The organism is Pseudomonas putida, from assembly GCF_028682175.1.
GTDB lineage: Bacteria > Pseudomonadota > Gammaproteobacteria > Pseudomonadales > Pseudomonadaceae > Aquipseudomonas > Aquipseudomonas putida_AD.
This window is the reverse complement of the sequence record NZ_JANHKS010000030.1, coordinates 1-22,925: the sequence shown is the minus strand read 5'-3', so window position 1 is coordinate 22,925 and position 22,925 is coordinate 1. Positions and strand designations below refer to the sequence as shown.

The following is a 22,925-nucleotide window of genomic DNA, read 5'->3' as shown; positions in this document are numbered from 1 at the left end:
ACGATGACTGAGAAACGCGCGGTAATCCTGCTGTCCGGTGGCCTTGATTCGGCCACCGTGGTGGCCATGGCCAAAGCCGACGGCTACACCTGCTACACCATGAGCTTCGACTACGGCCAGCGCCACCGCGCCGAGCTGCAGGCCGCAGAGCGCGTGGCGAAGGACCTGGGCGTGGTCGAGCACAAGGTGATCGGCTTGAACCTGAACGGCATCGGCGGCTCGGCCCTCACCGACAGCAGCATCGCCGTGCCGGAAACCCCGGGTGAAGGCATCCCGGTCACCTACGTGCCCGCGCGCAACACCGTCTTCCTGTCCCTGGCACTGGGCTGGGCAGAAGTGCTGGGCGCCCGCGACATCTTCATCGGCGTCAACGCCGTGGATTACTCCGGCTACCCGGACTGCCGCCCGGAGTTCGTGGAATCCTTCGAGCGCATGGCCAACCTGGCCACCAAGGCCGGCGTGGAAGGGCAGGGCTTCACCATCCAGGCGCCGCTGCAAATGCTCAGCAAGGCCGATATCGTCAAGGCCGGCACCCGCCTGGGCGTCGACTACAGCCTGACCGTTTCCTGCTACCAGGCCGACGATCAGGGCCGTGCCTGCCGCAAATGCGACAGCTGCCGCCTACGCGCCGAAGGCTTCGCCGCAGCCGGTTTGCCGGACCCGACAAATTATTTTTAACTTTTTTTCGATAAGGTGTTGAATTACTGAGAAATTACAGTAATATACGCGCCACCACGAAGCGGGTCGTTAGCTCAGTTGGTAGAGCAGTTGGCTTTTAACCAATTGGTCGTAGGTTCGAATCCTACACGACCCACCATCTTCAAAACCCGAGAGGTCCACGTAAGTGTGAATTCTCGGGTTTTTTTTCGTCTGGAACAAAGTGGGCCGAGCACTTGTGCCGCCAGCCGTTTGATGACCTGAAGGCCTAACTACGTAAGCACGCCCATAACCGCACTCACCAGCGCCGCAGCCATCTTGTCTTTGTTGACGATGGCGTCGGGATGGTCTCGCTGAATTACACTGATAGGCATGCTGGCTACGACCGCATCTTGTGGTTCCTGAACCAGGCACTGACCACCAGCTGCTGCCACAGCATTGGCTCCCTGAACGCCGTCGCAGTCTCCACCTGAAAGAACAACGCAAATCACGCGTGGCCCAAATACCTCTGCTGCCGTCATGAACAAACGGTCGGCTGCTGGCCGTGAATATCGAACCTTTGGCCCGTCGCTCAGGTGTAGCAGGCCGGGATCAACTATCTCCAAATGCCTGTCGGGGGGCGCGACATAGATCCGGCCCGACTCGATAATTTCACCCTCTCTCGCATACTCAACTGGCAACCCCGTATACCGGCCAATGATGTCGGCCAAATATCCGGGACTGGACGGCCCGGAATGGATAACGATCATGATCGCCGCGGGGAAATCTCGGGGCAGTGCACCTAGTAGGGTTCTCAAGACCTCCAGTGCGCCCTGAGATCCGCCGATGACCACTATGTCTCTTGCTGGTGCTTCAACCTGCATATCCATGGGCGTCTCCTTTCACCTAAATCATGGACATAGACGGCCTTGAAGTCGTTCAGTCTTATGGTGGTGCCTATCAACAATGCGGCAGGAAATGCTTGGCGAAGGGAGCCGCCTGTGGCAGGCCTTAACATTCCGTCAGCTTGAGGTTTCGAGGCTAGAACCGAGGTTGAGCGAGAGTTCGTGCCAAGCGAATTGCCGTCGAAACGTTGACGTTGTGCAGTACCGAGGCGCTGCCTTGCAGGATCCTCAAATTAGCAGTCATGAGATTTTCGCTCTGTCGAACGTCCGATTAGCGTCCTCGACGGGTTTCTATAAGCCTGCCAACGATGTACCCAACAACGACCATGGCGGCAGTGGTCGCAATTAGGAAGGCTTGAGCTGGGTTTTGAATGGCAAGGCGCTGATTGGCTTGATCAGATGACTGATCTGCGGGGTCATCGACCTGGGCTGATACTTCAACCTCCGCCAATGTGAGTGTTGTACCGTCCTTCAGCTTGAGGGTCAGGTCGATAATTGTGCCTGCCAGCCCGCCTGGAAAAGCTGACTCCCCAACGGAGCTCACCTGATCAACCATAAACTGGTCGCCATCCATCCAGCCGACGGCGGTTAGGAGCTCTGGATGAAGGAAGTATTTGCCGTCTAGAAAGAACCCCCTGAATTCTGGAGCACCCTCTACGTTTTCAATGATGTATCGCTCACCTGTCTTCATGCCTGTGGGGTTGTTCATAAATCATTCCTCCAGTTAGTGAAGGATAGAGGTACTGCGTGGCGGGAACGTTCCTATTCCTGGATCAAGGGTGGTTCCAATGTCACTTCCGGCGCAAAGCCAGTCCGAGAAAATGCCTGGCGGCACAAAACGGGGCAGATTCGGATGAGATTTAATTTCGAGTTCACAGCAAATAGCCAATTACGCCAAACCTTTCTGATTCACCAGTGCGTGATTTCCATAATCGAAGCCGCCAATCACCCAGCCCTAAATGGCATGCCAGTCCGGCTGGTTGTGGTGTTGGATGCTTGCACGGACGCTACTGAGGGCTTGGCAGCTTCAGCGGGTGCTATGGTTCTGAACGTCCACCACAAAAATGTCGGAAAGGCTCGTGGAGCAGGTGCAGAACTACCTTACGAACCTGGCGATTTCGTTGTGTTCCAACCCGTCTGCGCTCGAATCTTCCCATCCCTTCAACACGCAATGGGGTGAGCCTTGACGGCTGGCTCCGTGAAATGGGATAGGGCTGACAGGTGCGTTTATGTTTCAGGAACGGAAGTTACATGGAGCGAGCCAGATGGACACTCACGAACGAGAGATGCTCGACAGGTGTTATCCCGTTGATGAAGATATCGCGCTTCAGCGGCGGATTTGGCGTTTTGAACGCATTGGCTGGTATGCCCTAGTCATCGTCGTCGCCCTGACGCTTTGCGGTCTGTTTTCGCATGGAGCCCTTAGTTCGGCCACGGCTACCTCTTCGGCAAAAGACCTAGTGGTCGAGTACGAGAGGTTCCACCGCAGCGGTGCGGTCAATCCGATGATCATCCATAGTCGTGGGGTTCCAGGCCAGACCCATACTGTCTTCATTTCTGAGGATATGCTTGAGGGCTTTAGCATTGACTCAATGCAACCCCAGCCCGTGGGTTCTACAGGTAGCCGGCAGGGCTGCGCCTCCGGTTGATGGGAGACTCTCAAGGTGAAAGCGCTTTGTACTTGGCTTGGCGCAGCGACGGCGTAGGTGTTGTCAAAAGCGAGATCGCCATCGACGGCGGTGGGAAAGTTTCACTCACTCAATTCATCTATCCATAGGTGCGAAATGGACGCAGTTTTGCGGGCAGCCGCCATTTATCTCGCACTGATGGTGCTCTTTCGGATTTCTGGACGAAGAGCCTTGGGGGAAATGACATCTTTCGACTTCGTCCTTTTATTGATTATTGGAGAAGCGACTCAGCAGGCACTCTTGGGCGACGACTTCTCAATCACTAATGCCGTTTTGGTGATCGTGACGCTGCTTTCCATTGATATCGGTTTCTCGCTTCTCAAGAGGCGCTCTAAACGCATCGGAAAGCTTATCGATGGTGGGCCAACAATCATCGTCGAGAATGGAGTGTTCCTGCGGCACCGGATGCACGAAGCGCGGGTGCAAGAGGATGACGTCATGCAGGCTGCTCGATTAGGCCCGGGGGTGGAAAGCGTTGATCAGATCAAGTTCGCGATTATCGAGCGCAATGGGAAGATTTCTATCATCCGCAACGAGTGACTGGCTGTCGCTTCATACTTCTTGAAAAGCGATGCGCACACATCTGCAGCCTACCGCAGGCTGCAGAAGCATATCCTGGCCAATCAGCCTTTGCTGTGCTCTTTGGATGTAGGTGGTTCAGCAACGCCGCGTGGCCCGGCGATTCCCCATATGGCCAACCCGATCACGGGCAGAACCAGGATGAGTAAGGCCCATCCTGCCTTGGTGCCAGATGATTTGCTCGTTCGCCAGACGCTGGCGATTGCCCAGATATCAACCAGCAGGAGGACGAGTGCCAATATCCACCAGATAGCGGTCAGTTCCATTTAGCACCTCCATTCCCTGATTAAACAGCGGGTATCGCAGCCGGGGAATCCGTTTCCGGCATTACAACATCGTTCCTGCCCGGCGTAAGAATGACCTTGCGGCAATCTTCCTGTTTCTTGTCGAAAATCTTGTAGCCTTCAGCGGCCTGCTCCAAGGACATCCTGTGGGTGATGATCGCTTCAGGAGAGATGTGTCCCAGCTCGATGTGCTCAAGCAGCTCTGGCAGGAAGCGCTGCACGTGAGTCTGGCCCATCTTGAACGTCAACCCCTTATCGAACGCATCCCCAAACAGGAACCCGTGAATGAAGCCGGAGTAGACGCCCGGCACGCTGACGGTGCCCCCGCGCCGTACTGCCGCGATACATTGGCGTAGCGCCTTGCCGCTGCTGCCTTCGAGTTTGAGAGTGGCGAGGATGGTTTCAGTGGTGCTGCCTTTGGCTTCAAAGCCGACAGCGTCCACTACGCCATCGACCCCGCGCATGCCTGGGGTTTGCCGGATGATCGTGTCAGCAGGGTCGTCGTCTTCATCGAAATTGACTGGGATCACGTTATAAGTCTGTTGCGCGTAAGCGAGTCGGTAGGGGTGGTGGTCGACCATGAAGATGCGCTCGGCCCCGAGCATGCGGGCAACCGCTGCGCAAAGGAGGCCGACCGGGCCAGCGCCATAGATGGCAATGCTGGAGCCTTGGCCGATGCCGGTATTCGTCACCGCCTGATACGCAGTAGGCAGGATGTCCGAGAGGAACAGTACCTTCTCATCCGCCAATGTGCCCGGAACCTTGAACGGCCCGGTGTTGGCTTTCGGCACACGCACATATTCAGCCTGGCCACCCGGAATACCGCCATACATGTGGCTGAATCCAAACAGCGCTGCGCCCGGCGGGATCGCTTTCTTGTTCATGATCGCCCCACGACCGGTATTTGTCGTTTCACAGGCCGCGAATAAATCCTGCTGGCAGAAGAAGCAGTCTCCGCAGGCAATCACGAACGGAATTACAACGCGATCCCCCGGTTGGACGGCCGTCACGCCTGAGCCTGTCTCTTCGACGATGCCCATGAATTCATGGCCGAAGATATCGCCGTGCTCGACGGTCGGGATCTTGCCGCGATACAGGTGCAGGTCTGAACCGCAGATCGCCGTTGCGGTGACCCTTAGGATGATGTCGTCCGGCGCCTCGATGATCGGGTCGGGAACGGTGTCGACCTTGACGTCATGGGCACCGTGATAGGTGAGAGCTCGCATATTGTTTTCTCCGCTGTTTAGTGTGGCCTCTAAAGAGCGGAGCTATGGAGCGTCCGTTAAGTTCATGCCTTCGGATAGCCGCAACCTTGCGATTAAAATCAGCTGGCTGGTGAAACCATTCTTTTGAGACTGTTCGTCGCTTCAAATGAACATAACGCGAAAGGCTCGGCCCAAGATCCGGCGAGTGTTTATGCGTTCTCAAGGGGCATCCTGATTTTCGCCCCTTGGCGGGATGATCAAGAAGTCATATCAGCCATACATATGACCGTGTTGCTCATTGAGGAACAAACGATGGTGATTGGTGCCGCAGACCTAAACATCGACCTTGCCAACAAAGCCGAAGAGGCACTATTCAAGTGGCTCATCGCAAGTTTTTTGATGGGGAAGAGAATTCGAGGTGACGTTGCCGCTCAGGCCTACAGGATCATCGTCGAGAAACACCATCGTGACACGCCTGGCAAGCTTGCGGCATGTACGCACGGCCAGTTGGTGAGGATGCTGGGAGAGGGCCGTTACACCCGTTACGACGAATCTACCGCCAACCGACTACTCAAGCTGAGCGAGCGTTTGACGCGCGACTACGGTGGGAAAGTGCTGAACATTCTTGAGGCCAGCAAAGACCGATCTGAGTTTGAGGCAAGGCTCAAAGAATTCGAAGGCATTGGCCCTAAGACGGTTGAGATCTTCATGCGCGACGCGCAACAGGTGCTGTTTTGAATACCGCAGGGATTTACGTAGGGTGCGCTGGCTGGAAGCTGGCACGGGAGTTCGCGCCTGAATTTGAAGACGCAGGTACGCATCTGCAACGTTACGCACTACGGCTGGGCGCTGTTGAGATCAACAGCTCCTTCTATCGCCCACATAGACCCGCAACTTATGCGAAGTGGGCATCATCGGTAAGCAGCGATTTCCGCTTCTCAGTGAAAATGCCCAAGTCGATCAGCCACGAGAGTCGGCTCGTGGACTGCTCAGAGCTGCTTGATAAATTCTTGTCGGAGGTCACTGCACTGGGTAGCGCGCTCGGCTGCCTGCTGATCCAGCTCCCGCCTTCACTCTCATTCGATGCCCGGGTCGCAGGCCGCTTCTTCGACTCGCTGAGAGCTCGCTTTTCAGGGCATGTGGTGATCGAGCCGCGTCATGAGTCATGGGCAAACGCTAACGAGCTTCTCGTTGATCAACACATAGGGCAAGTGGCGGCTGATCCTGTCAGGTTGAGTAATGGCGCGCAGCCTGGTGGCTGGCCGGGAGTCCGATATTGGCGCCTGCACGGAGCCCCGAGAATTTACTACAGCGCTTATGACACACCTTGGCTTGAACACCTCGCGAAGAGGATTGAGGCGATGCCGGAGGACGTGCCGACCTGGTGTATTTTCGACAATACTGCACGCGATGCGGCCCTTGGCAACGCGCTGCTCATGCAACGGTTGTTAAGGATCGGTGGCCGCGATGAGTAGGAACCGCAGAGGCAAGCGTCGGCATCCACTCGATTGTCGTGCCTAAGCCATTCACGTTGTACGTGGCGATCTTCAGGTCTTGCACCTTTGCGTACCTTCCAGCAGTCCGAGCCTACTCATCTGAGGGTCTACAGGTAGCGGAGTTCGCGATCTAACACTGGATAATGACCGTTCGAGAACTTCATCGAACGGGAAGCACAAAGCGCTTTCGAAACCTGTAGATCGCGACTCTTTCGTGGTCGAGCGAGGTGCTTATGAACAGTTCCGCAATACCCGGTGATGACAGAGATGCCAATGACGCGATCAAGCCACTGGAACCAGGTCGTCCTGACGTGATGCCCAATCCGCCTCCTGGCAGCGACGAGGGCGACTCTAAGGACAACGAACCGGCGCCAATCCTCGACGGGGACATCCTGATAGATGAGGACATGTCAGACGTAGAAGCCAACGACTCCGTGTCTCAGGAGCATCCACCGCAACGCTGAGGGTAAAAGCGTCAATGATGGTGTGGCGGGCTCATATGAACCGCCATTCTCACCACTTGTCGGCCAAGTCATCTGCTACCAGTCGCCCGCGAAACTTTGGGTGCAAGCAAGCGACCCTCTCACCAATTAGTGTGAACGTATGGATTCATGAATCTTCTAAAGCTCACAAGTGGAGGAGTCAGCATGCAACCAAAAACTGAAGGGCTTGAAGAACAAGGCCCCAGCCGCGTTCCGTTCATCAACGATCCCCAAAAGCCTTCTTCTAAATCCTCTAATAGGAATGGAGAGTCTGTTGAGGCGGACGACGAGGAAATCGAGCCGGATCCCGATGGCGAGGTAGACGCCGAGCGTTAGGAAAACACCCGGCAGTGACACCGACGTCTAGTTAGGGCGCTCTCGGGCCTCAACGGGTGCCAATGGGGGCGAGGATATCCGCATTGCTTGATGCTATGCCTGGGAATCGCAGCATGAACGACTCTTTCAATCTCTCGCGATTTATTGATGCGCAGCGCCCGGTTATCCGCCGAGTCATGGATGAACTGCGGGCAGGCCGTAAGACGAGCCACTGGATGTGGTTCGTTTTCCCGCAGCTAAAGGGGTTGGGCAGAAGCGAAACCGCGATGCGCTTTGGCATCACCAACATGGACGAGGCTCGTGCCTATCTCGCCCATCCATTGCTCGGGCCGCGCCTTGATGAGTGCGTGCAAACTCTTCTTGAGCATCGCAATTTGAGCGCATTTGAGATTTTCGGCTCGCCAGATCATCTGAAGCTGCGCTCGTGCCTGACATTGTTCAACGAGGCGCATTCGGAATCCGCCTTGTTTCAGCGAGCACTCGATCAATTCTTTGACGCAGAGCCGGATGACAGGACAATCCAGTTGCTCCAGGCCTCTCGGTAGTAACCTTGGACTGGAACGGGTGAGTGGAGCGCGCAATTATGATCCCCACGATCCCACCCAAACGGTCGCCCGTCCAGAAAGGCTGAACGTTTAAGCCAACCTCCCAGTCGTACCAGCAAGACGCAGCGAACTGCGCGCATTGCTTACCTACCGTGAGGTCACCATGAGCCCAAGTCCTTCCACCGGCGTCGAGCTACATTCCATCGCGTTCACTCTGAACGGCGATCACCGAACGCTGAACATTCCCCCGTGGGTGACCTTGCTCGATCTGCTTCGGGACGAGCTCGACCTGACCGGCACCAAAAAGGGTTGCGACCACGGGCAGTGCGGTGCCTGCACGGTGTTGCGTGATGGCAAGCGCATCAATGCCTGCCTGACGTTGGCCGTGATGTGCGATGGCGCCGAGCTGACTACGGTTGAAGGGCTCGCCACGGGGGATGAGCTGCATCCGATGCAGCGGGCGTTCATCAAGCACGATGCCTTCCAGTGCGGTTACTGCACGCCGGGGCAGATCTGTTCTGCCGTCGGCCTTGCCCGCGAGGGGCGGGCGAATAACCGGGACGACATCAAGGAACTGATGAGTGGCAACCTCTGCCGCTGCGGTGCCTACACCAACATCATCGCCGCGGTTGAGGAAGCGTTGCCTCACAGCGGTGGGGAATTGGGGCAGGGAGGGGCGCAATCATGATGCCTTTTAACTATTCCCGGCCTCGGGATGTCAGTGAGGCGATCAACCTGGCCGACGCCACGACCCGGTTCATCGCCGGCGGCACCAATCTGGTCGATCTCATGAAGGAGAACGTGGTCCGCCCCGGTCGGCTGATCGACATCACCGGGTTGGGCCTTGATGAGGTCGAGGAACTGCCCAATGGCGGACTGCGCATCGGCGCGTTGGTGAGTAACGCTGATCTGGCGTGGCATCCGTTGATCGAACAGCGTTATCCGTTGCTGTCCCAGGCCATCCTTGCCGGTGCGTCCCCGCAACTGCGGAATATGGCGAGCACCGGTGGCAATCTCTTGCAGCGCACGCGTTGCTACTACTTCTACGACACCGGTTCGCCCTGCAACAAGCGCGAGCCGGGCAGCGGGTGTCCGGCGCGTTCGGGCTTGAACCGTATCCACGCGATCCTCGGGGCGAGCGATGCCTGCGTCGCTACCCATCCATCCGACATGTGCGTCGCGCTCGCGGCGCTTGACGCTGTGGTCCATGTCGAAGGCAAGGCCGGAAAACGGCGTATCGAATTTGCCGACTTCCATCGTTTACCTGCAGACGCGCCTGAGCGGGACAATCAATTGGCTGACGATGAACTGGTCACGTCCATCGAGCTGCCGCCCCCTCAGTTCATCGCCCACCATCGCTACCTGAAAATTCGTGATCGTGCGTCCTATGCCTTTGCCCTGGTTTCCGTGGCGGCAGCGCTGGAGCTTGATGGCGACACCGTTCGCCAGGCCAGGCTGGCGCTGGGCGGAGTCGCGCACAAGCCGTGGCGTGACAAGGCCGTCGAGGCCTCGCTGGTGGGCAAGCCGGTGTCCCGCGAGACCTTCACCGCCGCAGCTGACTTGTTGCTGCGCGATGCCCAGCCGCTGACCCATAACGCCTTCAAGGTCCGGCTCGCCCATCGTGCAATCGTGCGTGCCTTGAGCGACGCCGCCATTGGAGGGAATGCCTGATGAACACATTCAATGCTGCGGTGGGCCAGCCACTGGATCGGGTAGATGGCGTGGCCAAGGTAACGGGCAAGGCGCGGTATGCGGGTGAATACCCCGAGGACGGGCTGCTGTTCGGCAGCGTGGTGTCCAGCACCATCGCCAAAGGCCGTGTGCTCGATATCGATACCCGCGAGGCCCTCAATGTGCCGGGCGTGGTGCTGATTCTCGACCACCGCAACCGGCCGCGGCTGTCCAGCTACGACGATGACTACAGCGATGCCGACTCGGCCGAAGGCTCCGCGTTTCGCCCGCTCTATAACGACCGAGTGTTGTACAGCGGCCAGCCATTGGCGCTGGTTGTGGCGCAGACGCTGGAAATGGCGCGCTACGCTGGCTCGCTTTTGCGCATTCGCTATGAAGAAGAGCCGCACCAGACCGATCTGGATGCCGCCCTCGACCACGCACACAAAGCCCCGGCCGAAACGCCAAAACCGCGAGGCGATTTCGCCCGGCATTTTGCGGACTCCGCCACCCAGGTGGACGTGACCTACACCACGCCGGTGGAGCACCACAACCCGATGGAGCCCCACGCCTCGACGGTACTCTACAAGCCCGATGGCAGCCTTGAGATTCACGACAAGACCCAAGGCACTCAGAACTGTCAGGATTACCTGCACAAGATTTTCGACCTGCCCAAGGACAAGATCCGAATCCTCGCAGCCTTTGTCGGCGGCGCGTTCGGCTCGGGCCTGCGCCCCCAGTATCAGTTGCCACTGGCAGTGATGGCGGCCCTGGCGCTGAAACGCTCGGTCCGCGTGACCCTGACCCGGCAGCAGATGTTCACCTTCGGTTATCGGCCACGCACCTCACAGCGGCTGCGACTGGGCGCGGATGCCAACGGCCGCCTTATGGCGATCGGGCACGACGCGATCGGGCAGACCTCACGCTTCGAGGACTTCACCGAGCACCTGGTCGAATGGAGCGGCATGCTCTATCGCTGCAACAACGTGGCGCTGAATTATCAACTGGTGCCGCTCGACGTCTACACCCCGCTGGACATGCGTGCGCCGGGTGCTGCGTCAGGCGTGATCGCGCTGGAAGGCGCACTGGACGAACTGGCCTGTGCGGCAGGCATCGATCCCCTGCAACTGCGCCGCGTCAATTTCGCCGACAGTAACGGCAACGAGGGCAAGCCGTATTCGAGCAAGGCGCTGCTGGCTTGCTACGACCAGGGCGCCGAACGCTTTGGCTGGAGCCACCGCAATCCGGTGCCTCGCAGCATGCGCCAGGGGCGGGAGCTGATCGGCTGGGGTGTCGCAGGCGGCGTCTGGGAAGCCATGCAGATGAAGGCCAGCGCCAAGGCGCGAATCGATGCCGCCGGCAAGCTGACCGTCAGCAGTGCCACCACGGATATCGGCACCGGCACCTACACCGTCATGACCCAGATCGCCGCTGATGCGGCCGGGGTCATGCCGCAAGACGTGACATTCATCCTGGGCGATTCCTCGCTGCCCACCGCGCCTTTGCAGGGCGGCTCCTTCACGGTTTCTTCGGTCGGTTCCGCCGTGAGGCAGGCGTGCCTGATCTTGCGCACCCAGGTGCTGGAAGCGCTGCGTCGGCTGCATCCCGAGGTGGCTGATGTTCCGGTGGAGCAGATCGGCTTCGGGGACGGGTTCGTGCACGCCGGGGATCAGCGTTTTGCCATCGCCGAAGTGGTTGCCCATTGCGAAGGCGGCGCACTGGAAGTCCAGGTCGATGCAGAGCCCAGCACCAAGCGCAGCGGGTTTGCCACGGCGACTCACTCTGCGGTGTTCGTCGAAGTGCGGGTCGATGAGGACCTCGGCACCATAAAGGTCAGCCGTGTGGTCAGCGCGGTTGCAGCAGGGCGTGTGATCAACCCGAAGACAGCGCAGAACCAGTTGATGGGCGGCGTCGTCTGGGGCCTGGGCATGGCGCTGCAGGAAGACACCCTGAGCGATCACACGCTCGGTCGTTTCATGAATCACAGCCTGGCCGAATATCACATCCCGGTCCACGCCGACATCGGTGACATTGATGCGTTTTTCGTCGAGGAAGAGGACGACATCGTCAACGACCTGGGCTCCAAGGGCGTGGGCGAGATTGGCATCGTCGGCGTGGCTGCGGCGGTTTCCAATGCCGTGTTCCATGCCACTGGCAAGCGGGTGCGCGATTTTCCCGTGACGCTCGACAAGCTGCTGCAGTGACTGCGAACAACACCCGGATGCATGGCACCCGAGTGTGAGATTTGTGTACCCGTGATGTGCTTTCCAACCTGATGGAGATGGCCCGATGAACGATCTTCCCGTTACACGTCCCGCGACCGCGCCGTTGCCCTTTGACGCGTCGTTCGAGCAGATTCCTGACGATGAAGCGCAGACCAGCAAGGAGCTGGCCGAAACGCTCCACTCGATCATGGAAACCACCTTCAAAGACAACGGCCATGCCAATCGCAGCGTTCACGCCAAGGGCCATGGCTTGCTCAAAGGGCGGGTCACAGTGCTCGACAACCTTCCGCCGGAGCTGGCACAGGGCGCGTTCGCCCGCCCCGGCACACTGACCGCTTTTCTGCGGTTCTCGACCAATCCCGGGGACATCCTCGATGACAAGGTTTCAACGCCGCGCGGTCTGGCAATCAAGCTGGTGGGTGTCGATGGCCTGCGTCTGCCGGGCAGCGAAGGTGAGGTGACACAGGACTTCGTCATGCAGAACGCCAAGGCGTTTACTGCCGCCACGCCCAAGGCATTCCTGAAGACCTTGAAGCTGCTGGCCAAGACCACCGACAAGGCGCCGGGCATGAAGAAGGCACTGTCGGCAGTACTGCGGGGTGTGGAGTCGACCATCGAATCCATGGGCGGCGAAAGCGGCACCTTGAAGAGCCTCGGCGGCCATCCGCAAACCCACATTCTGGGCGAGAGTTTTTCCACTGTCGCGCCGATTCTCTACGGGCCCTATTACGCCAAGCTGGCCATGGTACCGGTGTCGCCATCCTTGACCGCACTCACTGACCTGCACGTGGACTTCGGCGACAACCCGGACGGGCTTCGGGCAGCGGTGAGCGAGTATTTCAGTCAGCAAGGCGGCGTCTGGGAGCTGCAAGTGCAACTGGCGACCGATATCGAAAAGATGCCCATCGAAGATGCCTCCGTGCAATGGCCGGAAGACCTCAGCCCTTACGTCACCGTGGCGCGGGTCGAGGTTGATCCGCAGGCGGCGTGGGACGAGCAGAAAGTCCGGGAGATCGACGATGGCATGGCCTTCAGCCCCTGGCATGGCCTGGCGGCCCACAGACCCTTGGGTGGTGTGATGCGGGTGCGCAAACCTTCCTACGAGATGTCGTCTGAGTTTCGCGGCAGTCACAACGGTTGCCCGATTCACGAACCCCGCTGATTGAGGTCTTTGCATGCAGCTTATCCACCCGACCGCGCATTTCCATCCCTACAAGAATGCCTCGGGAGGCTGGGGTTCGGCGCATTCCGTCATGAGCATTCTTTGGCGTGAGCAGGCGCTGGGCAAGGCGCCCGCGGCGCTGATGAAGCAGAACAAACCCAAGGGTTTTGCCTGCGTCAGCTGCGCCTGGGCCAAACCTGGCAACCCCCATGCGCTGGAATTCTGTGAGAACGGCGCCAAGGCCACGGCCTGGGAGTTGACGTCACTGCGCACGGACGCGGATTTCTTCGCCCGGCACACCCTGAGCGAGCTGCGTGGATGGAGCGATTACGATCTTGAACAGCACGGGCGGCTGACCCACCCCTTGCGCTATGACGCGCAAATCGATCAGTACGTGCCGACCACCTGGGAGGAGGCCTATGCTGCCATCGGCGTCCAGCTCAAACAGCTGGCGTCGGACGAGGTGGCCTTCTACGCCTCGGGCCGCGCGTCACTGGAAGCCTCCTTCATGTACCAGTTGTTCGCCCGCGCATACGGCACCAACAACCTGCCGGACAGCTCGAACATGTGCCACGAGAGCACGTCGGTTGGCTTGCAGGAAAGCATTGGCGTGCCGGTGGGAACGGTGACCCTCGCCGATTTCGAGCACACCGACTGCATCTTTTTCTTCGGCCAGAACGTGGGCAGCAACAGCCCGCGCATGCTGCATCCGCTGCAGGAGGCTCGTAGGCGTCACGTGCCCATCATCATCTTCAACCCCCTGCGCGAGCGTGGGCTGGAGCGCTTCGTCAATCCACAGTCGGTCAGCGAGATGCTCGGCCCTTCATCGACGGCCATCAGCACGCAATACCATCAGGTCGCGATTGGTGGCGATACGGCGGCGGTCATGGGCATCGCCAAGGCGCTGTTGTTCATGGATCGGCAGGCGATGGAAGCAGGCGCCCAGCCTGTGCTGGATCATGCCTTCATCGCCGAACACACCGAGGGTTTCGACGCCTTTGTGGCGCAGGTCGATGGCTACTCCTGGGACGACCTTGTACAGCGCTCTTTGTTGAGTCGTTCATCCATGGAGGCAGCTGCCACCGTCTACGCGCGAAGTCAGAAGGTCATGATCATTTACGGCATGGGCATGACCCAGCACCGCCACGGGGTGGGCAATGTGCAGATGCTGGTGAACCTGCTGTTGCTGCGCGGCAATATCGGCAAGCCGGGCGCGGGGATCTGCCCGGTTCGTGGGCATTCCAATGTTCAGGGCCAGCGCACAGTGGGCATTACTGAAGACCCGGCCAAGGTGCCCAAGGACAGGATCGAGGCGCGATTCGGCTTCAAGGTGCCGAGCAAGAAAGGCCTCGCTACCGTCGATACCTGCAAGGGCATCCAGGATGGCAGCGTCAAAGGCTTCATCGGCCTGGGTGGGAATTTCCTGCGCGCCGTCCCCGACACTGACCGCATGGAGCCCGCCTGGAAAGGGCTGACGCTGAACGTGCAGGTCGCAACCAAACTCAACCGTACGCATCTGTTTGCGGGGCAACACACTTGGCTGCTGCCGTGCCTGGGCCGGATTGAAATCGACCAGCAGGACGGCACGCCGCAGGTCTACACCACCGAAGACAGTACCGGATGCATCCGCGCCTGGCAGGGGCACGCGCAGCCCGCCGCCGAGCAGTTGCGCTCGGAAGCCGCGATCATTGCCGGGCTGGCCCAGGCGACTCTCGGTGACGAGGTGCGCATCCCCTGGGATGACTGGCGCCGGGACTATGTGAAGGTGCGTCAGGCCATCGCCGACATTTACCCCGAGATTTTCCACGACATGGAAACCCGGATGTGGGAGGAGGGTGGTTTCCATCGCCCGCTCCCGGCGGCCCAGCGCAAGTGGGCGACCGAGTCTGGGAAGGCGCAGTTCAAGACGCCATCCCGACTGGATGAAGATGATGATGTATCGCTGGGGACTGATCGGCGCGACGTGGTGCAACTCATGACGCTGCGCAGCAATGACCAGTTCAACACCACGGTCTATGGCTACGACGACCGCTTCCGTGGCGTGCACGGCACCCGCAGCGTGGTCTTTCTCAATCGTAACGATATCGTTCGCCTGGGCTTCGCGCCGGGGCAGTGGGTGACGTTGCGCACCGCCATCGAGCCCGAGGTCCGTCGTGAAGTGGGGCCATTCCAGATCATCGACTACGACATACCCGAGGGCTGTGCAGCGTCTTACTACCCCGAGTCCAACCCACTGGTGCCACTCTGGCACCACGCCGAACGCAGCAAGGTGCCCGCTGCCAAATCCGTCCCGGTGAGCCTGCACGCGGCGCTGCCGACAGAGCAGAATCGCCGGAACGAAATCCCTGATGGCGATCAGGTCCGGGAGTGAGAACAGCGCCCTACAGGCTTCTGCGCGTGAGCTTTGCCAGTCATTTGAAACACTTCATGACGCTTGCACCACTCACCTGAGTGGAAAGCGTAATGATCTGTTTTAAAAAGGGAATTTTTTTATTGTAGGACGATCTGTGAGGGGTGAATGTCTTTGCCACGGAGAGAAAACATGGCGCAGGAACACCATTACCGAATCGACTATCTGCTGCAGGGCGCTTACAAGACTTTCTACATTCGGGCCGCGAAGATGGACAATGCCGAAGCCTGGCATTGGGCCACGGTTGACGCTGGGATCGGGCAGTTGCCCAAGTACCGGACCGACCCCGTGTCCAGACTGAGCAAGCCTCAGGCGGAGAAGCACGGCATCACCAATGTGGAATGGCACAAGGCGTAACAGGTTTCACCTCGGCCCCTCCGGAACGCTCAAACTGTGAACGATCTTCTTGCCGGGCGACGTTCGTTGTAGTCTTGGCAGACTTTCAGATGAGGGGGCCGGTGCACATGACTCGTTCGGATTTCTCTGCTGACGTTGCAGCGGTCCATGCCATTGGCGCGGTGCCCGTGATCCTGAGCATGGTCAAGCACATGACGGGCATGCGCTTTGCCGCTGTTGCGCGGGTCACCGACAAGAACTGGGTCGCCTGCGCGGTGGATGATTCCATCGATTTCGGCCTCAAGCCTGGTGGCGAGCTGGTGCTCGAATCCACCATCTGTCACGAGATACGTCAGCACAGGACGCCGGTGATTTTCGGCAACGCCAGTGAGCATCCGCTGTTTTCAACGCACCACACGCCCAGGACCTACGGCCTGGAAAGCTACATCTCGATCCCGATCATCATGGGTGACGGAGAGTTCTTCGGCACGCTATGCGCTATCGATTCGGTGCCTGCCAATCTGGAAGAGCCCGCCATCGTCAAGACGCTGACCCTGTTCGCTCAGTTGATCGCCATGAGCCTTGATTCGCAGAACAATCTGGAGGCCACGCAACTCGCGTTGGCGGCAGCCAAGGAGCATGGGCGCTTGCGTGACCAGTTCGTCGCAGTGTTGGGCCATGACTTGCGTACGCCCCTGAGCGCCATCCGGATGAGCTCGGAATTGCTGGAAAGCCGAACCACGGAAAAGCGCTCACTGAACCTCATCGCAGCCATCCGCAACAGTTCTGTGCGCATGGGCATGCTGATCGAAAACGTCCTCGATTTTGCGCGTGGGCGGATGGGCGGCGGAATTCCTGTCAAACGACAACTGGTGGATGATCTGGGGCCCATCCTTGAACTGGCGCTGCGTGAAGTGCAGATGTCCAGCCCCGAGGCGCAGATTACTCACGCCCTTGATCTGCCGGGCGGCATCTATTGCGACTCGCTGCGAATCACCCAACTGTTGTCGAACCTGGTAGGGAACGCGGTGACCCATGGGGCCAGGTCGTCCCCCATACGGGTTCAGGCGTGGTGTGAAGATGCGGACGTGGTCATTTCAGTGCTCAACCAGGGGCCGCCGATTGCCGAGCGCTTGATGCCGCTGTTGTTCGAGCCGTTCACTCGCTCGGAAGCCGGCCAACGCGGAGAGGGTCTGGGCCTGGGCTTGTACATTGCCTCGCAGATCGCCGAAGCCCATGGCGGCACCCTGCAAGTGACCTCCACCCTCGAAGCGGGTACCGCTTTCGTCGCACGATTTCCCAGCACCATCAAATGGGTCTACTGATTCTGTAGGCGGTCGTAAAAGGAGACCTGATGTCCAGCGGCTGGGCGCTGCAGAATGACAATTCCTGCGATGTGAGCCTGGCATGCACCTGTTGTCATGCAGAGGTGCGCCAACCGTTGGCGCATGCGAGCGACAAAAAGAACGAACTCGGAGGTTGCGGGCGGACTCCACTTTTCACAGTGAAGAATCCGATCGCATACCGAGGACGACAATCATGAGCAACTATCCAACCCCACCGTTCAAGTCACAGAAACAACCCGTACCCGGCGATCAAAGCAAGATGGACCCGTATCCCGATTGCGGTGAAAAAAGCTACAAGGGTTCAGGTCGTATGGCGAACAAGATCGCCTTGATCACCGGCGCAGACAGCGGGATCGGTCGAGCGGTGGCGATTGCGTTCGCCCGTGAAGGCGCCGATGTCGCGATCTCCTATCTCGATGAGCACGAAGACGCGAAAGAAACCGCCCGTTGGGTGGAGGAGGCGGGCAGGCAATGCATCCTGTTGCCGGGCGATCTCGCCGACAAGGCGCATTGCTCAGCCATCGTGAACGACACGGTCAAGAAGTTCGGGCGCATCGACGTGCTGGTGAACAATGCGGCCTTCCAGATGACCCATGAGACGTTCGAGGATATCCCGGATGAGGAATGGGTGAAGACGTTCGATATCAATATCACCGCCATGTTTCGAATTTGCAAAGCCGCACTGCCCTCGATGCCGGCGGGCAGCTCGATCATCAACACCAGTTCGGTCAATTCCGATTCGCCGAGTCCGTCGCTGCTGGCCTATGCCACCACCAAGGGCGCTATTGCCAACTTCACCGCCGGGCTCGCACAGTCTCTGGGGCCGCGCGGCATCCGGGTCAACAGCGTTGCCCCAGGTCCGATCTGGACGCCTTTGATCGTGTCGACGATGACAGAAGATGACATTACCCACTTCGGGAAAAACACGCCCCTGGGGCGGCCGGGCCAGCCTGTGGAAGTCGCACCGATCTATGTGCTTCTGGCGTCAGATGAAGGCAGTTACATCTCGGGTACGCGGTATGGCGTGACAGGTGGCAAACCGATTCTGTAACCGGGTATCACGGTTTTGACGGTTCGATGAAACAGGCGCCTTCCGGCGGTGGACATTGCTGTTCACTGCCGGACTGGCGCCTGTCGGTCGTTGATTGACGAGCGTTTCAATAACACTTCACCGTGAACAGTTGACCCAGATTCGTCGTGAACCGTGCACTCAGCAGATCCTGGCGCATCGCCCAATCCGGAGACGGCGGCACCGTCGCCACGCGCAAGGTGCCGCGCCCCCAGCGGTCGTTGATCCGGTCCAGGACCCTCATTATTTTCCCGCAAGCCTCAGGTTGCGCTGCCGTGAACAGATCATCGGTAAATTCCCCTGGTTGACGCAGATCCATCAACAGCACTTCTGCCTTGCTGTATTTGAAGCCTTCCCTGAACAGACGGTTGACTGCCTCGGTCGCCGCCTTGGTCATCAGGCGCACGTCATTCGTGGGGTAGGGCAGCTCCACCAATGCGGCGTTGGCGTACTTGGCCTCGTCGGGATTGAACATCCCGGTGCGAATGCTGACCCGGATCTTCTTGCACAGCGAATTTTGCCCACGAAGTTTTTCTGCGGCGCGATGGGTGTAGGTGGCCACCGCTTCTTTTATAGGCTCGATGGTGGTCACTCGGTCGCCGAACATTCGGCTGCAGCAGATTTCCTGCCTCGGCGGTTCGGCTTCACCCAGCTCCAGGCAGGGCGTGCCGGCCAGTTCGCGGGCGGTCTTCTCGATCACCACGCTGAATTTGTGGCGCAACGTCCATGAGTCCGCCTTGGCCAGGTCCATCGCGGTCTTGATGCCCATGCTTTCCAGGTGCGCCTTCATGCGTTTTCCGATGCCCCACACTTCGCCCACGTCGGTGTTGCGCAGGGTCCAGTCACGCTTGAACGGATCGCAGATGTCGACGACGCCACCGGTCCTGTCCAGCAATCGCTTGGCGGTGTGGTTGGCAAGTTTGGCCAGGGTCTTGGTGCGGGCGATGCCGACGCCGACCGGAATGCTGGTGCGTTTATAGATCGTGGCCCGGATCTGCCGGCCGAATGCAGTCAGATCGCCGGGAATACCGGTGAGGTCGGCGAAGGCCTCGTCGATGCTGTACACCTCCAGCGCCGGCACCATCGACTCGATGATGGTCATCACCCGTTCGCTCATGTCGCCGTACAGGGCGTAGTTGCTGCTGAACGCGACGACGCCGTTGCTGCGCAGGTGGTCCCTGATCTGGAAGTAGGGCTGGCCCATTTTCACGAAGGGCTTGGCGTCGTAGCTGCGGGCGATGACGCAACCGTCATTGTTCGACAGCACCACGATGGGCGTCCTGGCCAGATCCGGGCGAAACACGCGCTCGCAACTTGCGTAGAAGCTGTTGCAGTCGATCAGCGCGAAGACGGGCTCAGGCTTTGTCATGATCGCGGATGCTGTACTTGACCACGCCCCAGATCACCAGCTCATCGCCTTCCATCACATGCCGTGCCGGATATCTGGGGTTTTCCGACATCAGGATCACCTCGTTCTCACGCATGTGCAGGCGTTTACAGACAGGCTCGGTATTGAGCGCCGCAATCACGATGTCACCGTGCTCGGCGTACAGGCTGCGGTCGACGATGACCAGGTCACCGCTGTAGATCCCCGCTCCCTGCATGCTGTCGCCCTCGATCTTCGCCAGATAGACATGGGGCGCGCGGATCTCGAACAGCTCATCCAGAGAAATGTGTTTCTCGATATGGTCCGCAGCTGGCGAGGGAAACCCGGCGGGCACCTGGAACGAATAAAGGGGAAACCTTTCGCCGCTGGCGGCCACTGGGCCGAGGATGGAAACACTCATGATGCACCTTGCATGCGTTAGCTGTATGTATATACAGTTAACGATCTAGCCCGCTTGCGGTCAATCTCATATGTAGGAAATTTCGACGGGTGACAGCATGTGTGGACGCTACTCGATCTATGAGCCGATGGACCACTACCTCAAGGCGCTTGCTTCCGCGCAACTGGTCATCAACGGCTATGACCTCTGGCCGATCGAACGCTACAACGTCGCGCCGACTACTCGGGTCGAAATCATCCGGCCCGTGGGCGAGGGGTTGAGCGTCGACAAGGTACGTTGGGGGTGGTCACCGTTCTGGGCCAGGGGCAATCGGCCAGATCCCATCAACGCTCGCGTCGAAACGGCATTGACCGGCAGGTTCTTCAAACAGCTGTGGCCGAACGGGCGCGCCCTGGCGCCGGCGAACGGCTGGTTCGAATGGGTGAAAGATCCGAATGATCCCAAGCGCAAGCAGCCGTACTACATTCGCTTGAAGGAAGAGCAGCCGATGTTCTTCGCCGCGCTGGCCGAGGTGCATGCCGGGTTAGAGCCGGACGAGAGGGACGGGTTCGTGATCATCACTGCAGACAGCGACCAGGGCATGATCGACATTCACGATCGCCGCCCGGTGGTGCTGAGCCCCGAGCATGCCAGGGAATGGGTCGATCCGCAGACGTCACCGGTGCGGGCGGCGGAGATTGTGAAGGAGTGTTGCCGGGCGACCGAAGAATTCACCTGGTTCAAAGTGGGGAAGGACGTGGGGAATGTGCGCAATCAGGGAGAGGGGTTGATTGGTCCTTTGATGGAGGATGACGATCCAGATGAATGAGCACAAAGGCGAAGCTGAACAACAGGAACGGCCAGGCCTCTGATCCTGGCCCTCCAATCGAAACGTTACTGACTGATAGAGTCTGCGACGTGCTGATCCTCATTTACATAAGAAGGAAAATCCGTGAATCCCACCTCGCCACGGCGTGTGTAATAGGTGGAGCGATCTGCCTCGCTTAATTCCCAGCCCTGTTTGAGTCGCTGATCAAGGTCTGGATTTGCGATGTAGGGCCTGCCAAAACCGATCAGGTCCACAAGCCCCGTATCCAGGGCAGCCTGGGCACTCTCCCTGGAGGCGAAACCACCACACCAGATGATCGCTCCGTCAAAGGCAGCCCTGACCTTGGTCAAAAGACCGTGGTCAAGGTAGCTCTGCTTGAACTCTGCATTCTCCATGTTCTCGGTGGGCATGAGTTCGTAGACCAGGTGCATGTACGCCACATTGCGCCGCGCCAGGTGCTCGGACACATAAAGCAGTGTCTGCTCGGTAAGCGGGTCTGCCGGCATCGAGTTGAACCTGCCGAATGGTGCCAGGCGTACGCCAACTCGTCCTTCTCCGAAGATGCGCATTGCTTCATCAACGACCTCCATCAGGAAGCGCGCGCGATTCTCGACCGTGCTTCCCCCGTATCGGTCATCGCGAGTATTCAGCGCCGAGTTCATGAACTGGTCGAAAAGGTAGCCGTTCGCCGCGTGGATCTCGACACCATCGAAGCCCGCCTGGTGGGCGTTCTCAAATGCACGGGAGAAGTCCGATACCAGAGACTCGATTTCACTGGTTTCCATGCGCCGGGGAACCCCTGCGCGGATGTACCCCAATTTGCCGTTGTCGTCGTGGACGAAGACATCCGAATGTTCGGCGCGTTCTTCCGTCACCCCGCGTGGCGCTTGACCGTCATGATGAATGGAGGGATGAGACATCCTGCCCACATGCCAAAGCTGCAGGAAGATTTTTCCTCCCTTGCGATGGACTTCATCGGTCACCAGTTGCCAGCCCTCTTTTTGCGCTTGCGTGTAGATGCCCGGCGTCATTGCATAGCCTTTGGCTGATCGGTCAATGTCGGTGGCTTCGGCAATAATCAGTCCCGCTCCGGCGCGTTGTCCGTAGTAGGTGGCCATCAATGCATTGGGCACATCACCCTCTGAGGTGCGCGTGCGGGTCATTGGGGCCATGACGATGCGGTTGCCAAGCGTAAGCGAGTTACCCAGGTGTCGGGGATCAAACAGGTCTGCCATAGTGGTCTTCCTTCAGTGAGTTACCAGCCTGGAGACTAATTTTTTGCGGGGTGTCCGATCCACACACCCTTTGGTGAGCAAACGCAGATGAAGATACTCAACAAGTTGCCTGGCCTGCCGGTGGAGCGCGCGCTGGCGGTATTGTCCGGGCGTTGGAAGGCAGTGATTCTCCATGCACTGCTCGATGGGCCGCAGCGCATTCGCGGACTGGAAAAGCGCATCGTGGGAATCTCTCAAAAGGTTCTGATCGAGCAGCTCAGGGCACTGGAAGAGCATGGAATGGTTTGTCGTCAATCCGTTGCGGATGAGAAACAAGCTGTCGAGTATTTCCTGACCCCCTTGGGTGAAAGCTTCCGTCCGGTGCTTGATTCATTGATGGAGTGGGGGACTCATCACGCCAACGAGCTTGAGGAGGCCGATAAGCTGTTGCCCTGTGATGCCGTCTTGCGCAGTTATCGCGGTGAGCCTTGAGGGGATGGCATTTGCTTCCCATATAAACAGAAGAAACCCCCTGATTTTCCTCGTGTTTTGTCTATTTCATAGAAAGTTCACATTAAGTGTTGACGCCCCCTCGAATCTCTCTATAATTCGCCCCACTTCCGGCGCAGTCGGAACGGAAAACTCCTTGAATATCAACGAGTTAGACGTTCAGGATAGCGAGGAGGTGCTTCGGTTCAGGTCACTGAATCGGCAGCGGTGAAAAAAGGTGGTTGACAGCAG

25 protein-coding genes and 1 tRNA gene are annotated in these 22,925 nt (G+C 58.9%); 19 read left to right on the top strand and 7 right to left on the bottom strand.

Features of this window, described 5'->3' with window-relative positions:
- The first annotated feature begins 3 nt into the window (after positions 1-3).
- On the top strand, positions 4-678 hold the full coding sequence (gene queC, locus NPS29_RS19390; protein ID WP_274134376.1) for a 7-cyano-7-deazaguanine synthase QueC: 675 nt from the start codon (positions 4-6) through the stop codon (positions 676-678).
- Between the two features lie 63 nt (positions 679-741).
- A tRNA-Lys gene (locus tag NPS29_RS19385) sits at positions 742-817 on the top strand.
- Positions 818-929: 112 nt separating this feature from the next.
- On the opposite strand, the gene NPS29_RS19380 is transcribed toward NPS29_RS19385, so the two are convergent.
- Together NPS29_RS19380 and NPS29_RS19375 are read right to left on the bottom strand one after the other, a co-directional pair.
- Positions 930-1,526 (bottom strand): chemotaxis protein CheB, encoded by a 597-nt coding sequence (locus NPS29_RS19380; protein ID WP_274134375.1) that lies wholly within the window; start codon positions 1,524-1,526, stop codon positions 930-932.
- 286 nt (positions 1,527-1,812) lie between these two features.
- Positions 1,813-2,250, bottom strand: a complete 438-nt coding sequence (locus NPS29_RS19375; protein ID WP_274134374.1) for a short chain dehydrogenase — start codon at positions 2,248-2,250, stop codon at positions 1,813-1,815.
- A gap of 556 nt (positions 2,251-2,806) precedes the next feature.
- Between NPS29_RS19375 and NPS29_RS19370 the strand changes: the two genes are divergently transcribed.
- Positions 2,807-3,190, top strand: coding sequence for a hypothetical protein (locus tag NPS29_RS19370; RefSeq protein ID WP_274134372.1), 384 nt, complete (start codon positions 2,807-2,809; stop codon positions 3,188-3,190).
- 135 nt (positions 3,191-3,325) lie between these two features.
- Positions 3,326-3,769: a DUF421 domain-containing protein gene (locus NPS29_RS19365; protein ID WP_274134371.1), complete on the top strand. Its 444-nt coding sequence runs from the start codon at positions 3,326-3,328 to the stop codon at positions 3,767-3,769.
- A gap of 83 nt (positions 3,770-3,852) precedes the next feature.
- On the opposite strand, the gene NPS29_RS19360 is transcribed toward NPS29_RS19365, so the two are convergent.
- Both NPS29_RS19360 and NPS29_RS19355 read right to left on the bottom strand, forming a co-directional pair.
- Positions 3,853-4,074, bottom strand: a complete 222-nt coding sequence (locus NPS29_RS19360; RefSeq protein ID WP_274134370.1) for a PLD nuclease N-terminal domain-containing protein — start codon at positions 4,072-4,074, stop codon at positions 3,853-3,855.
- 20 nt (positions 4,075-4,094) lie between these two features.
- On the bottom strand, positions 4,095-5,318 hold the full coding sequence (locus tag NPS29_RS19355; RefSeq protein ID WP_274134368.1) for a zinc-dependent alcohol dehydrogenase: 1,224 nt from the start codon (positions 5,316-5,318) through the stop codon (positions 4,095-4,097).
- 291 nt (positions 5,319-5,609) lie between these two features.
- On the opposite strand from NPS29_RS19355, the gene NPS29_RS19350 reads away from it, so the two are divergent.
- The 13 genes from NPS29_RS19350 to NPS29_RS19290 all read left to right on the top strand — a co-directional run bounded on the left by NPS29_RS19350 (position 5,610) and on the right by NPS29_RS19290 (position 18,357).
- Positions 5,610-6,035, top strand: a complete 426-nt coding sequence (locus NPS29_RS19350; RefSeq protein ID WP_274134463.1) for a DNA methylase — start codon at positions 5,610-5,612, stop codon at positions 6,033-6,035.
- Positions 6,032-6,772 (top strand): DUF72 domain-containing protein, encoded by a 741-nt coding sequence (locus NPS29_RS19345; RefSeq protein ID WP_274134367.1) that lies wholly within the window; start codon positions 6,032-6,034, stop codon positions 6,770-6,772. Before NPS29_RS19350 ends, NPS29_RS19345 begins: the two co-directional genes overlap by 4 nt.
- 254 nt (positions 6,773-7,026) lie before the next feature.
- Positions 7,027-7,257, top strand: coding sequence for a hypothetical protein (locus tag NPS29_RS19340; RefSeq protein ID WP_274134365.1), 231 nt, complete (start codon positions 7,027-7,029; stop codon positions 7,255-7,257).
- 183 nt (positions 7,258-7,440) lie between these two features.
- Complete coding sequence (locus NPS29_RS19335) at positions 7,441-7,611, top strand: hypothetical protein (protein ID WP_274134364.1); 171 nt, start codon at positions 7,441-7,443, stop codon at positions 7,609-7,611.
- 113 nt (positions 7,612-7,724) lie between these two features.
- Positions 7,725-8,156, top strand: coding sequence for a DUF1810 domain-containing protein (locus tag NPS29_RS19330; RefSeq protein WP_274134363.1), 432 nt, complete (start codon positions 7,725-7,727; stop codon positions 8,154-8,156).
- Positions 8,157-8,319: 163 nt separating this feature from the next.
- Complete coding sequence (locus NPS29_RS19325) at positions 8,320-8,844, top strand: (2Fe-2S)-binding protein (protein ID WP_274134362.1); 525 nt, start codon at positions 8,320-8,322, stop codon at positions 8,842-8,844.
- Complete coding sequence (locus NPS29_RS19320; protein ID WP_274134361.1) at positions 8,841-9,827, top strand: FAD binding domain-containing protein; 987 nt, start codon at positions 8,841-8,843, stop codon at positions 9,825-9,827. The genes NPS29_RS19325 and NPS29_RS19320 overlap by 4 nt, the downstream gene beginning before the upstream one ends.
- Positions 9,827-12,031: a xanthine dehydrogenase family protein molybdopterin-binding subunit gene (locus NPS29_RS19315; RefSeq protein ID WP_274134360.1), complete on the top strand. Its 2,205-nt coding sequence runs from the start codon at positions 9,827-9,829 to the stop codon at positions 12,029-12,031. Before NPS29_RS19320 ends, NPS29_RS19315 begins: the two co-directional genes overlap by 1 nt.
- 85 nt (positions 12,032-12,116) lie before the next feature.
- On the top strand, positions 12,117-13,214 hold the full coding sequence (locus NPS29_RS19310) for a catalase family protein (protein WP_274134359.1): 1,098 nt from the start codon (positions 12,117-12,119) through the stop codon (positions 13,212-13,214).
- Between the two features lie 13 nt (positions 13,215-13,227).
- Positions 13,228-15,585, top strand: coding sequence for an FdhF/YdeP family oxidoreductase (locus tag NPS29_RS19305; protein ID WP_274134358.1), 2,358 nt, complete (start codon positions 13,228-13,230; stop codon positions 15,583-15,585).
- A 171-nt stretch (positions 15,586-15,756) separates the two neighbouring features.
- Positions 15,757-15,981, top strand: coding sequence for a DUF6555 family protein (locus NPS29_RS19300; protein WP_274134356.1), 225 nt, complete (start codon positions 15,757-15,759; stop codon positions 15,979-15,981).
- Positions 15,982-16,088: 107 nt separating this feature from the next.
- The gene (locus NPS29_RS19295; protein ID WP_274134354.1) at positions 16,089-17,285 is read left to right on the top strand and encodes a GAF domain-containing sensor histidine kinase; all 1,197 of its coding nucleotides are present in this window, start codon (positions 16,089-16,091) and stop codon (positions 17,283-17,285) included.
- A 214-nt stretch (positions 17,286-17,499) separates the two neighbouring features.
- Positions 17,500-18,357, top strand: a complete 858-nt coding sequence (locus NPS29_RS19290) for an SDR family oxidoreductase (RefSeq protein WP_274134353.1) — start codon at positions 17,500-17,502, stop codon at positions 18,355-18,357.
- 106 nt (positions 18,358-18,463) lie between these two features.
- Here the strand turns inward: NPS29_RS19290 and umuC are convergent, their stop codons facing one another.
- Positions 18,464-19,744, bottom strand: a complete 1,281-nt coding sequence (gene umuC, locus NPS29_RS19285) for a translesion error-prone DNA polymerase V subunit UmuC (protein ID WP_274134352.1) — start codon at positions 19,742-19,744, stop codon at positions 18,464-18,466.
- The gene (locus NPS29_RS19280) at positions 19,731-20,162 is read right to left on the bottom strand and encodes a LexA family protein (RefSeq protein ID WP_274134351.1); all 432 of its coding nucleotides are present in this window, start codon (positions 20,160-20,162) and stop codon (positions 19,731-19,733) included. The genes umuC and NPS29_RS19280 overlap by 14 nt, the downstream gene beginning before the upstream one ends.
- Before the next feature lie 97 nt (positions 20,163-20,259).
- Between NPS29_RS19280 and NPS29_RS19275 the strand changes: the two genes are divergently transcribed.
- The gene (locus tag NPS29_RS19275) at positions 20,260-20,970 is read left to right on the top strand and encodes an SOS response-associated peptidase family protein (protein WP_274134349.1); all 711 of its coding nucleotides are present in this window, start codon (positions 20,260-20,262) and stop codon (positions 20,968-20,970) included.
- Between the two features lie 65 nt (positions 20,971-21,035).
- Here NPS29_RS19275 and NPS29_RS19270 read toward each other — a convergent pair whose 3' ends face one another.
- A complete protein-coding gene (locus NPS29_RS19270; RefSeq protein ID WP_274134348.1) occupies positions 21,036-22,205 on the bottom strand; it encodes an alkene reductase in 1,170 nt (389 codons plus the stop codon).
- An 87-nt stretch (positions 22,206-22,292) separates the two neighbouring features.
- On the opposite strand from NPS29_RS19270, the gene NPS29_RS19265 reads away from it, so the two are divergent.
- Positions 22,293-22,676, top strand: coding sequence for a winged helix-turn-helix transcriptional regulator (locus NPS29_RS19265; protein ID WP_274134346.1), 384 nt, complete (start codon positions 22,293-22,295; stop codon positions 22,674-22,676).
- The last annotated feature ends 249 nt before the right edge of the window (positions 22,677-22,925 follow it).

What these genes read in the sequence shown, in the direction of transcription:
- NPS29_RS19290 (WP_274134353.1), top strand. Translation starts at nt 17,500, where the DNA reads ATGAGCAACTATCCAACCCCACCGTTCAAGTCACAGAAACAACCCGTA.
- NPS29_RS19310 (WP_274134359.1), top strand. Translation starts at nt 12,117, where the DNA reads ATGAACGATCTTCCCGTTACACGTCCCGCGACCGCGCCGTTGCCCTTT.
- NPS29_RS19265 (WP_274134346.1), top strand. Translation starts at nt 22,293, where the DNA reads ATGAAGATACTCAACAAGTTGCCTGGCCTGCCGGTGGAGCGCGCGCTG.
- NPS29_RS19330 (WP_274134363.1), top strand. Translation starts at nt 7,725, where the DNA reads ATGAACGACTCTTTCAATCTCTCGCGATTTATTGATGCGCAGCGCCCG.
- queC (WP_274134376.1), top strand. Translation starts at nt 4, where the DNA reads ATGACTGAGAAACGCGCGGTAATCCTGCTGTCCGGTGGCCTTGATTCG.
- NPS29_RS19320 (WP_274134361.1), top strand. Translation starts at nt 8,841, where the DNA reads ATGATGCCTTTTAACTATTCCCGGCCTCGGGATGTCAGTGAGGCGATC.
- NPS29_RS19365 (WP_274134371.1), top strand. Translation starts at nt 3,326, where the DNA reads ATGGACGCAGTTTTGCGGGCAGCCGCCATTTATCTCGCACTGATGGTG.
- NPS29_RS19335 (WP_274134364.1), top strand. Translation starts at nt 7,441, where the DNA reads ATGCAACCAAAAACTGAAGGGCTTGAAGAACAAGGCCCCAGCCGCGTT.
- NPS29_RS19360 (WP_274134370.1), bottom strand. Translation starts at nt 4,074, where the DNA reads ATGGAACTGACCGCTATCTGGTGGATATTGGCACTCGTCCTCCTGCTG.
- NPS29_RS19380 (WP_274134375.1), bottom strand. Translation starts at nt 1,526, where the DNA reads ATGGATATGCAGGTTGAAGCACCAGCAAGAGACATAGTGGTCATCGGC.
- NPS29_RS19355 (WP_274134368.1), bottom strand. Translation starts at nt 5,318, where the DNA reads ATGCGAGCTCTCACCTATCACGGTGCCCATGACGTCAAGGTCGACACC.
- NPS29_RS19325 (WP_274134362.1), top strand. Translation starts at nt 8,320, where the DNA reads ATGAGCCCAAGTCCTTCCACCGGCGTCGAGCTACATTCCATCGCGTTC.
- NPS29_RS19275 (WP_274134349.1), top strand. Translation starts at nt 20,260, where the DNA reads ATGTGTGGACGCTACTCGATCTATGAGCCGATGGACCACTACCTCAAG.
- NPS29_RS19295 (WP_274134354.1), top strand. Translation starts at nt 16,089, where the DNA reads ATGACTCGTTCGGATTTCTCTGCTGACGTTGCAGCGGTCCATGCCATT.
- NPS29_RS19340 (WP_274134365.1), top strand. Translation starts at nt 7,027, where the DNA reads ATGAACAGTTCCGCAATACCCGGTGATGACAGAGATGCCAATGACGCG.
- NPS29_RS19350 (WP_274134463.1), top strand. Translation starts at nt 5,610, where the DNA reads ATGGTGATTGGTGCCGCAGACCTAAACATCGACCTTGCCAACAAAGCC.
- umuC (WP_274134352.1), bottom strand. Translation starts at nt 19,744, where the DNA reads ATGACAAAGCCTGAGCCCGTCTTCGCGCTGATCGACTGCAACAGCTTC.
- NPS29_RS19280 (WP_274134351.1), bottom strand. Translation starts at nt 20,162, where the DNA reads ATGAGTGTTTCCATCCTCGGCCCAGTGGCCGCCAGCGGCGAAAGGTTT.
- NPS29_RS19270 (WP_274134348.1), bottom strand. Translation starts at nt 22,205, where the DNA reads ATGGCAGACCTGTTTGATCCCCGACACCTGGGTAACTCGCTTACGCTT.
- NPS29_RS19305 (WP_274134358.1), top strand. Translation starts at nt 13,228, where the DNA reads ATGCAGCTTATCCACCCGACCGCGCATTTCCATCCCTACAAGAATGCC.
- NPS29_RS19375 (WP_274134374.1), bottom strand. Translation starts at nt 2,250, where the DNA reads ATGAACAACCCCACAGGCATGAAGACAGGTGAGCGATACATCATTGAA.
- NPS29_RS19315 (WP_274134360.1), top strand. Translation starts at nt 9,827, where the DNA reads ATGAACACATTCAATGCTGCGGTGGGCCAGCCACTGGATCGGGTAGAT.
- NPS29_RS19370 (WP_274134372.1), top strand. Translation starts at nt 2,807, where the DNA reads ATGGACACTCACGAACGAGAGATGCTCGACAGGTGTTATCCCGTTGAT.
- NPS29_RS19300 (WP_274134356.1), top strand. Translation starts at nt 15,757, where the DNA reads ATGGCGCAGGAACACCATTACCGAATCGACTATCTGCTGCAGGGCGCT.